The following is a 13,339-nucleotide window of genomic DNA, read 5'->3' as shown; positions in this document are numbered from 1 at the left end:
CGTTTAGCTCACCTTAAACGCGCCCACTGATTCCTGTAGCTCTTTTGCTACCCCAACCGTCTGCCGCAGCGATCGCGAAACCTCCAGTGAAGCCGAAGAAGTACGACCCGCGACTTCTACGATTTCCTGCATCAGTTGCGTTACCGCATCCGAGGTTTCTACCTGTGTCACCGTCGATTCTGAAATCGCTTGCACCAAGTCATCGATGCGCCGCGACACCGAGAGAATCTTTTCTAAGCTCTGTTTAGCATTATCAACGAGCCGCGTTCCCTCCACAACCTGTGAGGTTCCCTGCTCCATTGCTTCGACGACTTCAGAAGTTTCGCGCTGAATCGTGGCGACAATTTGCTCGATTTCTCGCGTTGCCGCAGCCGATCGTGCGGCTAATTCTCCGACTTCTTCTGCCACGACCGCAAATCCTTGCGATCCTTCATCAGCTCTTGCCGCTTCGATTCCGGCGTTAATCGCCAGCAAATTCGTTTGCATGGCAATTTGATTAATCAGCGATACCACTTTAGAAATTTGCTGCGACGATTCGCCCAGACGTTTCACTTTCTTCGCGGTTTCACCGATCGTGTCGCGCAGTCCCAGAATGTTCTGCACGGTTAATTCCATCGCAATTCCGCCTGCTTCTGCGGTCGAAGAGGCTTCCCGCGCCACATTCGCCGCTTGCTGAGCGCTATGCGACACTTTTTGAATCGATCGCACCATATTTTCCACCGAAGCTAACGTTCGGTTCGTTTCCTCAGCTTGCTGCACCGCTTCTGCGGACAGTTGCCGTACCGCTTGCTCATCAGCGTTGAGGGCATCGTTCACTTGAACGGCTGCCGATTTCACTTGTGTCACAATCTGGCGCAGACTTTCGACGATCGAGTTAAAGAAATCTGCCACGGTGCCGATTTCACCTGCAGTCACGTCGGCTCGAACGGTTAAGTCTCCCTCGACGGCTCCTTCAACTTCGCTCAGCAAATCGATCAGCTGCATTTGCAGTTCTTCTTTCTGCTGTTGGCGCTCTTCAGATAGTTGCTCTGCGGCTTTTCTGGCGGCTTCAGTTTGCTCCAGCAAGAACGCTTGGTCAAGGGCATAGCCGATTTGCGCTGCCAACTGCCCAAAGAAATCAATCTCTTCCGCTTTCCACTGACGCGGATTGGCGCACTGATGGGCACAGATGAGTCCAATTAATTCTTTGTTTTGCAGAATTGGCGCAACAATATTTGCCTGAACTTCTAGCCGCTCCAGAATTTCACAGTGACATTGGGTGAGATTTGCTTGGCGCAGGTTTTCCATCGACCACACCCGCCCACCCCGGTAGCGATCGACGAGCGAGGCTTCCATCGGGTCGTTGACAATTTTTCCGAGCGCCTTCGTCCAACCCGGCGCAACCGATTCAGCCGTAATCGTCCCGCTGAGATAATCCGGTGCAAAGCGGTAAATCACCACGCGATCGACTTTCATAAAGTCGCGAATTTCATCGACGCTGGCAGCAAAAATATCTTCAGGCGAGAGCGATCGGCGAATTCGCACAATAATCTGATTTAACAACCGTGCCCGTTCAGCGCTTTCGGTTTGCTGATCGACAAAGCCTTGCAGTTGTCCCGCCATCAGATTGATGTTGCGCTGCAACACGCCGACTTCATCTTCACTGCTGACCGTGACTCGTGTATCGAGCTTGCCGTCCCCTAGCGCTTTAACTGCACTTGTAGCCGCCAAAATTGGGCGAGTTGCGCGATCGGCGAGCCATTTCGCCAGCAATCCCGTCGCGACAACTGCTGCTCCAGTTCCCAGCAAAAATGTCCAAAAGAGCTGGCGCTGAGGTTGGTATGCAACCTCGGTTGGCACAGAAAGAATCACGTCCCAGCCTAAATCGGGCAGGCGATCGCGCCCCGTCCAAGGCACAAAGCTAGCAAGAACAGGCTTTGTCTGATTGGCAACCGTTTCGTTAATTTCGCGGGAATTAATCGATCGGCGCGACTGCATTTGTGAAAGCCGCGAATAAACCGAAGCAGCATTTTGACCGATTTGCGCTTCTTTCGAGGACAGAAAGATTTGATTGCTGGCATCTAACAAGCTAAAGTTAGTGCCGATTCGACTATAGTTTTGCAATTCCGATGCCAGGTTTCTAATCGGCAGGACGGCGCGAATAATTCCCGTGCGCCTATCTGTGCCGCTTTCCTGCACCGGAGCAGTCACATACACGAAATAAGCACCCGTCTTGTCTGCCCGCACTGGACGACTAATCAAGACGCGATTCGACTGTAGGGCGGCGCGGAAATAGTCCTGCTCACCCTGCCAGGGAATTGCGGCGCGATCGCTTTGCAGCACTGCATTTCCGTTCAAATCAAACAGCGCCACTCCTTCATACACGCCCTTCTCCTGAACAAAGCGTTCAAACACAAGCCGCTTGTCGTCTTGAGACACCAAATCTCGTACTGATGGCACCGTTAAAGACGGCAAGCTGGAGAGCGTTTGTAGATCTGAGGTTCGCTCTGTCATAAAGCTTGTCACCCGCTGGCTGAGCGTCGTCGCCAGCGTTTCTTCCGTGGCGATCACCTGCCTTGTCACCGAAGCATTGGCAAACGAATAGGCGATCGCGCCAATCGCTAGGACGGGTAGGGTACCGATCGCGATGGCGATCGTCGTCGCTTTGGTTTTCAGGCTTAATCGTCTTAGGGCTGCGATGCTGGACGGTTTAGAGGAGGTTACAGAGCTTGAGGGTAGACCGGGCCTAGAGGAAACCTCGATTACACTCGGATCAAATCCGCGATCGACGGGTTGATCCCGTTGGGCTGCGTTCAGTTGATCAACCATAGGTAGGAGTTCTCAAACGGGTAATAGAGTAGATGAGATGCACAAATCGCCTGATGAGTCAAACGCAAAATCGAACACAAAGCAAACCTTAAAAATCAAGAATGCTGAAGCAGCGGCGCTTGCAAGATCGCTTCGCCATCCAGCATGAATACTATTTCTTGAGACTGTAAAAGGCAGCCGCGAGAGTAAGGAATGAGTCCCTTGCTCACATGACTCGGAACGGGTTGTAAAGCCTCTGGAAGCGTCCAAGCAATCCCATCCACTCGTTTGATTGCCGCAGCAACAGAAATCGAACCCGTTCGCAAAATCACAATATCGTACTGCTGCGGACTGTAATCGAGCCTGCCCACTTCCAACAGCATCGCGAGATCAATAACCCATAAGACGCGGCTCCGACGGTGCATCAGTCCTAAAATTTCCGGCTCCATATTGGGAACCGGAGTGAGGTAGCGGGGCTGTAGCACCACGACTTCCTGAACCTGCTTCATCGGCAGTCCGACGATCGTGCCTTGTCCGACTTCAAACTTGAGATAACTTTCTCCGAGGTTAGGAGGGGCAATTTCCCCCTTTCGAGTTGTTGTTAAGGTCAATACTGAGTTATCCACGGGTTATCCTCCGACCGATCGCACAGCACGAATTAGTTGCTCTCGTGTAAAAGGCTTGGTGATATAGACATCTGCGCCCTGTCGCATTCCCCAGAGGCGATCGATTTCCTGCCCTTTAGACGTACAGATAATAATCGGCACGCTTTGAGTTTCGGGGTTTTTCTTCAGGCTGCGACACAGTTCAAAGCCGCTCATTCCCGGCATGACCACATCGGTAATAATCACATCGGGCTTAATCTCGATCGCCTTGTTCAAAGCATCCTTGGCAGAAACAACTCCAACAACGCTGTATCCACCTTCACGGAGGTAGTGGCTGAGTAGCTCCATTTCCGAGAGTGTATCTTCAACGACTAGAACTGTTCCCATTAAAGTTAAGCTCATAACGTTTCATTGCGGTAAAAAGGGTAAACAATGCGCTAATTGAGATATCGAAACACCATTTTGACGAGTTCCGATTGCGTAAACGGTTTTGTCAAATAGCCCGATGCACCCACGATTTTGGCTTTAGCCCGATCGATGAAACCTGTGTGACCCGTCACCATAATGATGGGGGTTTGCTTAAAGCTCGGATGGCGACGCAGCAGCGAACAGAGTTCGTATCCATCTAGATTTGGCATTCCGACATCCAGCAAAATCATGTCCGGCTTGCTGCGAACCACCTGCATCAGCGCTTTGACCGGATCGTTGATCATAATCACCACGACGCTAGAATCATTGAGAAAGGTACTAATCGCTTGTAGCACTGTGGGACTGTCATCAATACAAGCGATCGTGTAGCGGGCGGTTTGGTGGGCGGTAATGGGGGTCGGCGACACTGGAATTCTGGTTGGAGCTGGCTCGGTTGGAGAGGTGAAGCTCAAGGGCCGCGGCGGTGTCGTTGGGACACTCGGAGCTGGAGTCTGTACATCAGCGCTTGTTGCCCTAGAAGTTGGAACTTGCCGCAGTTCAGAATGACAGCGCTCTACGACCGAGCGTAAGTCCAATTGACAAAGATTTGGATAGTCTAAAAAGCTAGCTTTTGCAATCACCTCATAGATCCCTTCTGTGACGGTGAGAAAGGGTTTCAGCACCTCGATCGCGAGGGTTTCAACCAATTCGCGCACTTGCGATCGCTCAATTAACTGCTGATCAATCAGCCATTGAATCGCTTGATAATCAGCACTATTTGCAGGGTAGCTTCCGGTGACGCTCTCAAACTGTCGTAATTGCGACCGATCTAATCGCTTCAGTGCGGGAGTGCGATCGCTCATCTGAACGAGGATGCGATCGAGGCGATCGAAGGGCTGGATTGAATTCGTGGCAAAAGCAAGCCTGCCTTCATCGAGATACAGTAACCAGGAGGTTGATTCGCTCATGATTTGCAAGCACCCATCGACTCGACGGCTGATTAATTGTGCCAACAACGACAGCGGCTGAAGGCGTTGAAACGGTTTGTGACTCACCATAACTAATCATTACTCGGCGAAGGTTTCGAGAGATGAAGTGCGCTTCTACATAAGCTTCTACATAAATTGTGGACAGCTAATTGTGAACAGCTTTGCTGTGCCGAAAGCAACGCATTTTTCATCGACAGAGTTATCTCGTAATCAGCGGAAAAGCTGATAGTATCTTGCTTATTAGAAAGCCTATCAGCACTAGGACTATCAGTACTAGGAATAGTCGTGCTATCTTAACCGAAACTTGATGAAAGAACAGAAATTTCCTCATATTTAGATTTGGTCTCTAAACACAAAAACCCGAACTATCTATCAGAGATAGTCGGCAATCTGATATGAATTTCAAGCCCTTTCTTCGGCAAGAATGAGCGAAGTCTGTTCAATCCTATTCTTGTTGACTTGATTAAACAAAAGCCTCAGAAAATATTAGCCTCCTGATTACGACAGCAAATTAATTTGTTAGCGCTGTGAGCACATGCGGTGCTTGTTCTGTGACTTGCAATATCTCTAGAACTGCAAATTAAAATTCTAGGTATTTCGAGTCACCAATAGGGTACTGGTAACTTTCCGAAATGGCAAGTAACATTCAGAACCAAATTATACTGAATGTAAATTGAGATACTAATATTCGTGTTTTTCGTTTTACTCAAAAAAGCTTAAACCACCAAAGGTTGTTAGGGGTTACAGCCACATCGAGGGAGCTAAGCAAAGTATTTGTTTTCCAGGGATAATTATAAAACAAAATCCAAGCTTTTAACATACTGAAATAGAGCTGATGAGCGAATAGTATAGAGGGCACTGCAAAATTCATGCGTCAAACTCATGTGTTATTTGAGACTCAGTATTCCAGTCAAATGAATTAAATACGAAGTCTCAGTAAGAGCAGCTCAACGTCCATTATTTCTACCCATCTATCCGTATATAAAGTTACTCAGTATGATCGCAGGTTTGTATCAAACTACGTAGAAACATTAACTATTACTGCAATCTGATCTAGGGGATTCGCGTTTCTGGTAGAAATTCACTATTCAAAATATTGTGTTGCAAAGCGAAGGAGAAGCTCAATTGTTTACTTCTACACTGCTGGCTGTTGTGCCAAGAACGTTGGAATGGACTCCGAATGTTGCGGCAGTCATGATCGTTTGTAATATTTTGGCGATCGCGATTGCGAAATTTACGATGAAAAACCCAAGTGCGCCGCCTGCGATGCCGTCCTCAAACTTTTTCGGCGGGTTTGGGTTGCCTGCGGTAATTGGAAGCACTTGCTTTGGTCATATTTTGGGTGCGGGTGTCATCCTCGGCTTATCAAATATGGGCGTTTTATAGACCTAGAGTCCTGATTGTTGCTCAAAGATGTGTAGCCAGAGAGAACTTTCTCTCTGGCTTTCTTGTAGGATTTCGATAGCTTTCATAAGAATTTTCTCTGATATATACCAGTCTCCAGAAACCCTGCTATATATCAGTTCTTGATCGCATCGCTCCGTTTTCTTGCTGCAATTCAGGATTCAACTAGAATGATGGAGTTCTGTCAATTCAGGGATTTCAGGACTTTAGTTGCCTATGAAAGTTCTTGTTTTAAATGCTGGATCAAGCAGTCAGAAAAGTTGTCTCTACGATCTCAATGGCTCCTTGCCGATCGACCCGCCCGATCCAGTCTGGGAAGCTCAGATTGATTGGACAGTACAACCAGGAAAAGCAGTCCTCAAAGTTAAAGCCAATGGAACAAGGCTGGAATCTACAATTGAGTCCACCGATCGCGCTACAGACACTCTACAAATGCTGAAAACGCTTTCTGAGGGTAAAACCAAAGTGATTCAGCAAACTGGCGATGTTGATATTGTCGGACATCGCATTGTTCACGGTGGGCAGCATTACCGTCAGAGTGTACGGATTGACCAGACTGTGAAAGCTACGATCGCTGATCTGGCTCGATTTGCCCCGCTACACAATCCCGCAAATCTTCAAGGCATCGAAGCGATCGAGCAGAGTTTGGGAGGTGTTCCTCAAGTTGCGGTATTTGATACTGCATTTCACGCAACTTTGCCCTCTGCTGCCAGTATCTACCCAATTCCTTACGAGTGGTATGAAAAGGGCGTACAGCGCTATGGTTTCCACGGTATCAGCCATCAATATTGTGCAAATCGTGCGGCTCAGTTATTGGGACGTGAGCTAATTGACTTAAAGTTAGTCACTTGTCATTTGGGCAATGGTTGCTCCTTGGCGGCAGTTCAAGATGGGCAGAGCATTGATACAACAATGGGATTCACACCGCTTGAAGGCTTAATGATGGGCAGCCGATCGGGGTCAGTTGATCCGGGTGTGGTGCTTTACCTCATGCGGGAAGGAAACTACACGATCACCGAAATTGAGCAAATTCTAAATAAGAAATCTGGCTTGATCGGTATTTCAGGAATTTCGAGTGATTTGCGTCAAGTTGTGAGTTCACAAACAGAAAGATCGGCTAGAGCGATCGATACTTATATTCACAGACTGCGCTCAGGAATTGGTTCGATGCTGGCGAATTTAGGTGGATTGGATGCAATCGTTTTTACCGCAGGAGTCGGAGAAAATTCGGCATTAATTCGATCTCGTACCTGTGAAGCATTTCGCTGGCTAGGGGTCGAGATCGATTCAGAAAAAAATCAGTCCTCACCGATTGATCAGGATATTAGTGCGCGATCGTCAAAAGCGAGAATTTTGGTTATTCACACGCAGGAAGATTGGGCGATCGCGCAGGAATGTTGGAAATTAAGCCATTCACGATCAAGTTAAGCTTTTTTGCCGAACTTTGACTTCAAATCATTGAGCGAGGCTGGTTTCTGAGAGGTTTGCTTTTGCTCTGATCGCTTCGATGTCTCTTGGTTCTTTACATCTTGATGCTTGACATCTTGATGCTTTGTAAAAACAGGCTTACGTTCTCCAGACTTCATCGAAAGACTAATTCGCTTGAGCGCTTCATTTACTTCTAGGACGTGAACTTTTACAACTTGTCCCACTTTTACAATCTGATTTGGATCGCTGACAAATCGATCGCTCATTTGCGAAACATGAATCAATCCATCCTGATGCACTCCAATATCCACAAATGCACCGAAATTTGCCACGTTTGTAATAATTCCCTCAAGCTCCATTCCTACTTTGAGATCAGAAATCTCTTTGATCCCCTCCCTGAAGGTTGCATATTTAAATTCAGCGCGTGGATCACGTCCTGGCTTCTCCAATTCACTGATGATGTCTCGTAGCGTTGGCTCTCCGATCGTCTCTGTCACATAGTTTTTCAGATTTGCTTTGAGTTGCGCTGCAATTTGAGCAGTTTCCGAGAGTGAAATATTTGAGTTCTTAGCGATCGCCTCCAAAATTCCATAACGCTCTGGATGCACTGCCGTATTATCTAGCGGATTTTTCCCACCCCGAATTCTTAGAAAACCTGCTGCTTGCTCAAATGTTTTTGCACCTAGTTTTGGCACTTTAAGCAGAGATTTACGATCAGGAAACGCTCCGTTTTCATTGCGATAGGCAACAATATTATTCGCCACAGTTGCGCTTACGCCCGATACAGACATCAGCAATTCTTTCGACGCAGTATTAAGGTCAACTCCGACATAATTGACACAGCTTTCAACAGTTTCATCAAGCTTTTTCTTTAAAAGCTTCTGATCAACATCGTGCTGGTACTGCCCAACCCCGATCGATTTTGGATCAATTTTCACCAGCTCCGCAAGTGGATCTTGTAAGCGTCGTCCGATACTGATTGCTCCTCGAACCGTAATATCTAGTTCTGGAAATTCTGCGATCGCAACCGGACTTGCTGAATAGATTGAAGCCCCTGATTCGTTCACAATAACCTTGATTGGTTTATGATCGATCTCTGCTAGAACTTCCCCAACAAATTCATCAGTTTCACGGCTAGCCGTTCCGTTTCCGATCGCGATTAATTCGATTTTGTATTTGTCAATTAATTGCTTTAGTGTAACTCCAGCTTGTTTGCGCTTTTCTGCTCCGGTATGTGGAAAAATTGCTTCATACTTCAAAAATTTTCCAGTTTGGTCTAGCACCGAAACTTTACAGCCTGTGCGAAATCCTGGGTCGATCGCTAGTGTCGGCTTCATTCCTGCGGGAGCCGAAAGCAATAATTCTCTCAAATTCGTTTCAAACGTTTTGATTGATTCGATATCTGCTTCTTGTTTTTTCTGCGATCGTACCTCTGAAATAATCGACGTTCGCATTAATCGATTAAACGCATCTTTCAGCATTGATCGATAAAATTCTCGTACAGCTTTTACTTTCGATCGAACAACTTGCGTTTCTAAATATTGCTGTACTACGTCTTCATCAAACGTAAGCTCAAAACTTAAAATCCCTTCTGATTCTCCCCGATATAAAGCAAGAAGATTATGGGGTGCGATCGTTTTCACTTTTGCCTCGTAACTTCGGTACATTTCAAACTTAGTAGTACCCTCGGCGTAGTCAGATTTAATGCGTGATGCAAACACACCTGTATTGAATAAAAACTCTCGTAAATACGATCGTAATTCTGCCTTCTCTGAAACTTCCTCCGCCAAAATATCCGAAGCTCCTTGTAATGCCTCTTCAATCGTTTTAACGCTTTTCTCTTCAGATAAATACTTCCTTGCTTCATCTTCTAAAGAAGCCACTCCTGCATGCGGCTGATTCAGAGAAGCAATATATCCTGCTAACTTGTCTAAACCTTTTTCTTTAGCGATCGTCGCCCTCGTTCGGCGCTTCGGACGATACGGCAAATACAAATCTTCTAGCTCATTTTTCTGCAAACAAGCCTCAATTTTGCCTCTCAATTCCTCAGTTAGTTTACCCTGAGTCTCGATCGATTCCAAAACGCTTTTCTTGCGCTCCTCTAACTCCGTGAGATAGGTAAATCGATCGAGCAAATCCCGCAATTTCACCTCATCCATCTCACCTGTTCGCTCTTTGCGATACCGCGCAATAAACGGAACCGTTGCCCCTTCTGCAAATAATTCCAGCGCATTTGCAACCTGAGACGATCGTAATGAAAGCTCTTGCGCCAAAAGTTGAGGAATGTTGATCATGAGGAAAAATTCGGAACTCAGTGTTCGCCAAAATTCTGCTGAGTTCCGAGTGTAACTTAGAATCGTTGAGGTGTCACAGTTCCCGGCGTAGATGACCCTGGGGTTGTCGTCGGGGGTGTTGGGGTTGTTTGACCCGGAGAAACAGGCGGGGTCGGAGAAGTGGAACCTGAAGGCGGCGTGGTGACAGGCGGTGTCGTTGTCGAACCGGGCAGCACCGTTGGAACCACATCACGAGATCGATCGGTCGCATCGATACAAGTTGCGATCAACTGATCCGTTGCCAGCTTCAACTCTCGGCTTAAGTCTACAACGCATCTAGAAAAACGTTCCGGCAGCAAACTCCGACGACAGCCGCTCAAAACGTTGACTAGCGAAGTTTGAGGCGCTCTCTGGCGGATATCCACCACACAAGTCGAAGCCTCCACAGGACGGCGCACCTGCCGACACACCGAAAGCGCATCCTCCCCAGCAATGTTGTTTCTGGTAATGCGATCGACACAAATTCCCAAATCTCTGGGGCGCTGCGCCTTCGCGCAAGCATCCGCCGCAGTTGCTGCTGAAATCTTGCCTCGCACCAAATCCCGCGCACAAGTATCGTAATCTGCCTCATCCACACCCGGACGAATCAGCAAATCATCTAGCACCCCTGCTTTAGCAGGCATCGCCAATGCAATTAAACTCATCCCCACGATGGATGCAGTTATACTTCGCATTCCTCTTGATTGCATTAAATTCCGCATCAACATCAATAAAATCCTCGCCCCACGGGTGCAAACTTCAGAAAGATTGTGGCACATCCTTCCGTAGAACCGACACGAAGATTAAAGACGCATAACCCGCATCACCACAGCATAAAGTGTTTCTAATGAACGCGATCGCGCCTAAACTTTTATCACAAGAAAAGTTGCGATTTGCATACGAATACTCCGAATCGTTACCCCCGATGAACTAGAGTGATAAGAGTAGATCCGTCTACTGCTCACATCACATCATCCGAAGGATACCCCGGTATGCATTTGAGTGAATTAACACACCCAAACCAGTTGCATGGATTATCGATTTTTCAGCTTCAGCAAATCGCGCGTCAAATCCGCGAAAAGCACCTGCAAACTGTGGCAGCGATTGGGGGACACCTCGGCCCTGGATTGGGTGTCGTTGAATTAACCCTCGCCCTCTATCAAACCCTGGATCTCGATCGCGACAAAGTGATCTGGGATGTTGGACACCAAGCATACCCCCACAAGCTAATTACTGGGCGCTATGCTGATTTCCACACGCTTCGACAGAAAGACGGCGTTGCGGGCTACCTGAAACGCTGCGAAAGCAAGTTCGATCATTTCGGTGCAGGTCACGCCTCAACCAGCATCTCTGCCGCACTTGGCATGGCACTGGCACGCGATGCTCAAGGCGAAAACTTCAAAGTTGCCGCTGTTATTGGCGATGGCGCACTCACAGGCGGCATGGCACTCGAAGCAATCAACCATGCTGGACACCTACCGAAAACGAATCTTCTTGTCGTTCTCAACGACAACGAGATGTCAATTTCTCCCAACGTCGGTGCGATTCCTCGTTATCTGAACAAGATGCGCCTGAGTCCGCCCGTTCAATTTCTCACAGACAACCTGGAAGAACAGATGAAAAACATGCCGTTCTCTCCAGAACTGTCCCGCCTCAAAGAAGGAATGAAGCGGCTTGCTGTGCCAAAAGTTGGAGCCGTTTTTGAAGAATTGGGCTTCACCTACATGGGTCCAGTTGATGGACACAATCTTGAGGAGTTGATTGCGACTTTCAAAGAAGCGCATAAACATCCTGGGCCAGTCCTTGTTCATGTCGCAACGGTGAAAGGAAAAGGCTATGCGATCGCCGAACAGGATCAAGTCGGCTATCATGCCCAAACTCCATTCAACCTCGCCACCGGAAAAGCTATCCCCTCCTCAAAGCCCAAGCCCCCAAGCTACTCCAAAGTATTTGGAGAAACCCTGAGCAAATTGGCGGAGAATAACCCGCGCATCATCGGTATTACCGCAGCAATGGCAACGGGAACCGGACTTGATATTTTCCAGAAGCGAGTTCCGCAACAATACATGGATGTCGGCATTGCAGAACAACACGCAGTGACCCTAGCAGCAGGATTAGCTTGCGAAGGAATGCGTCCTGTCGCAACCATCTACTCCACCTTCCTCCAACGCGCCTACGATCAAATCGTCCACGATGTCTGTATCCAAAATCTCCCTGTATTCTTCTGCATGGATCGCGCTGGCATCGTCGGCTCAGACGGGCCCACTCACCAGGGAATGTACGACATCGCGTACTTACGATCGATCCCCAACATAGTGCTAATGGCTCCCAAGGACGAAGCCGAACTACAACGAATGCTCGTCACTGGCATCAATCACACTTCAGGCCCGATCGCCATGCGGTATCCTCGTGGCAATGGTTATGGTGTGCCCTTGATGGAAGAAGGTTGGGAGGAACTACCGATCGGTAAAGCCGAAATTCTCCGTCAAGGCGACGATCTGTTAATGATCGGCTATGGCTCAATGGTCTATCCTACAATGCAGACCGCTGAGATTCTCAGCGAACATGGCATCGAAGCCACCGTAATCAACGCACGATTTGCAAAACCGCTTGATGAAGAGCTAATTCTCCCCTTAGCCCAGAAAATCGGTCGAGTGGTCACACTTGAAGAAGGTTGTCTACCTGGTGGATTTGGAAGCGCGATCGTTGAATCCCTAATGGATGCCGAAGTCGTTGTCCCAGTCACTCGCATCGGTATTCCTGATATTCTGGTCGATCACGCAACTCCTGATGAATCGAAAGCGGAATTAGGATTAACTCCTCCACAAATGGCGGATCGGATTCTGAAGACGTTTGTGAAAGAAGGGAGTGCGATCGCAGCAGTTTAGGCAATTGAACTTTATTCTGAAATGTTCAGCGCAGTGTTTGTATCATCAGTACAGATACTGTGCTGAATATTTATTTTATTAAGGGTATGAGACATCAGATTGTGCCTCTTGCTGTAGCGGTCGTGTCAGTTTTAGGACTGCTTTAAGCTTTTATGAGCATTGCTAAATGGTTTATCCCGCAAGGTGAAAAAGCATCTTGGTGGGACTATAAGCATTTATGGATGCAAGAAGTAGGCAGTGGCAATCAAATAGAAAGCAGCAGAGGCTGGACTGATTGCAGTGACAGTGGAGATAGTTCCCCTGAATGAATCTTCCAATCCTGCCAAAATTTTTGAAGCTCTTGTGTAGCAAGACTAGATATGAATCCAGCCTGACCTCAAAACGAAACCCGAAATTTTTTTGGTCAACCTGCTTGACATCCTCCTTCTGTTCCGGCTATATTGATTAAGCGGTGAGGGAAGCCGAGCGAAAGCGACGCACTTCACAGTGCTTGAACCGATATACAACAGAATAGTTTA

The 13,339-nt window shown here is 47.8% G+C and carries 9 protein-coding genes; 3 read left to right on the top strand and 6 right to left on the bottom strand.

What is annotated here, in order from left to right; translation table 11 throughout:
* Positions 1–3: 3 nt before the first annotated feature.
* From H6F51_17145 to H6F51_17130, 4 genes are all read right to left on the bottom strand, one after another.
* The gene (locus H6F51_17145; GenBank protein MBD1824200.1) at positions 4–2,808 is read right to left on the bottom strand and encodes a GAF domain-containing protein; all 2,805 of its coding nucleotides are present in this window, start codon (positions 2,806–2,808) and stop codon (positions 4–6) included.
* Positions 2,809–2,903: 95 nt separating this feature from the next.
* Entirely contained in the window at positions 2,904–3,413 is a 510-nt protein-coding gene (locus tag H6F51_17140) for a chemotaxis protein CheW (GenBank protein ID MBD1824199.1), read from the bottom strand.
* 3 nt (positions 3,414–3,416) lie between these two features.
* On the bottom strand, positions 3,417–3,794 hold the full coding sequence (locus tag H6F51_17135) for a response regulator (GenBank protein ID MBD1824198.1): 378 nt from the start codon (positions 3,792–3,794) through the stop codon (positions 3,417–3,419).
* A gap of 35 nt (positions 3,795–3,829) precedes the next feature.
* The gene (locus H6F51_17130; GenBank protein MBD1824197.1) at positions 3,830–4,858 is read right to left on the bottom strand and encodes a response regulator; all 1,029 of its coding nucleotides are present in this window, start codon (positions 4,856–4,858) and stop codon (positions 3,830–3,832) included.
* A 1,056-nt stretch (positions 4,859–5,914) separates the two neighbouring features.
* On the opposite strand from H6F51_17130, the gene psaK reads away from it, so the two are divergent.
* Both psaK and H6F51_17120 read left to right on the top strand, forming a co-directional pair.
* A complete protein-coding gene (gene psaK / locus H6F51_17125) occupies positions 5,915–6,175 on the top strand; it encodes a photosystem I reaction center subunit PsaK (GenBank protein MBD1824196.1) in 261 nt (86 codons plus the stop codon).
* 234 nt (positions 6,176–6,409) lie between these two features.
* A complete protein-coding gene (locus H6F51_17120) occupies positions 6,410–7,621 on the top strand; it encodes an acetate kinase (protein ID MBD1824195.1) in 1,212 nt (403 codons plus the stop codon).
* Here the strand turns inward: H6F51_17120 and H6F51_17115 are convergent.
* A complete protein-coding gene (locus tag H6F51_17115; GenBank protein ID MBD1824194.1) occupies positions 7,618–9,915 on the bottom strand; it encodes an RNA-binding transcriptional accessory protein in 2,298 nt (765 codons plus the stop codon). The two genes, H6F51_17120 and H6F51_17115, sit on opposite strands and share 4 nt — an antisense overlap.
* 56 nt (positions 9,916–9,971) lie before the next feature.
* Positions 9,972–10,598 carry a hypothetical protein gene (locus tag H6F51_17110; protein MBD1824193.1) on the bottom strand — a complete coding sequence of 209 codons (627 nt, stop codon included), beginning with the start codon at positions 10,596–10,598 and terminating at the stop codon, positions 9,972–9,974.
* A gap of 327 nt (positions 10,599–10,925) precedes the next feature.
* Between H6F51_17110 and H6F51_17105 the strand changes: the two genes are divergently transcribed.
* A complete protein-coding gene (locus H6F51_17105) occupies positions 10,926–12,821 on the top strand; it encodes a 1-deoxy-D-xylulose-5-phosphate synthase (GenBank protein MBD1824192.1) in 1,896 nt (631 codons plus the stop codon).
* Positions 12,822–13,339: the final 518 nt, after the last annotated feature.

This window comes from Cyanobacteria bacterium FACHB-DQ100, assembly GCA_014695195.1.
Lineage (GTDB): Bacteria > Cyanobacteriota > Cyanobacteriia > Leptolyngbyales > Leptolyngbyaceae > Leptolyngbya.
Note: the sequence above shows the minus strand (reverse complement) of the source record. Positions and strands in the feature narration are given on the sequence as shown.

Coding starts and splice junctions, on each gene's coding strand:
- H6F51_17145 (MBD1824200.1), bottom strand. CDS start 2,808: ATGGTTGATCAACTGAACGCAGCCCAACGGGATCAACCCGTCGATCGC.
- H6F51_17120 (MBD1824195.1), top strand. CDS start 6,410: ATGAAAGTTCTTGTTTTAAATGCTGGATCAAGCAGTCAGAAAAGTTGT.
- H6F51_17105 (MBD1824192.1), top strand. CDS start 10,926: ATGCATTTGAGTGAATTAACACACCCAAACCAGTTGCATGGATTATCG.
- H6F51_17130 (MBD1824197.1), bottom strand. CDS start 4,858: ATGGTGAGTCACAAACCGTTTCAACGCCTTCAGCCGCTGTCGTTGTTG.
- H6F51_17110 (MBD1824193.1), bottom strand. CDS start 10,598: ATGAGTTTAATTGCATTGGCGATGCCTGCTAAAGCAGGGGTGCTAGAT.
- H6F51_17115 (MBD1824194.1), bottom strand. CDS start 9,915: ATGATCAACATTCCTCAACTTTTGGCGCAAGAGCTTTCATTACGATCG.
- H6F51_17135 (MBD1824198.1), bottom strand. CDS start 3,794: ATGAGCTTAACTTTAATGGGAACAGTTCTAGTCGTTGAAGATACACTC.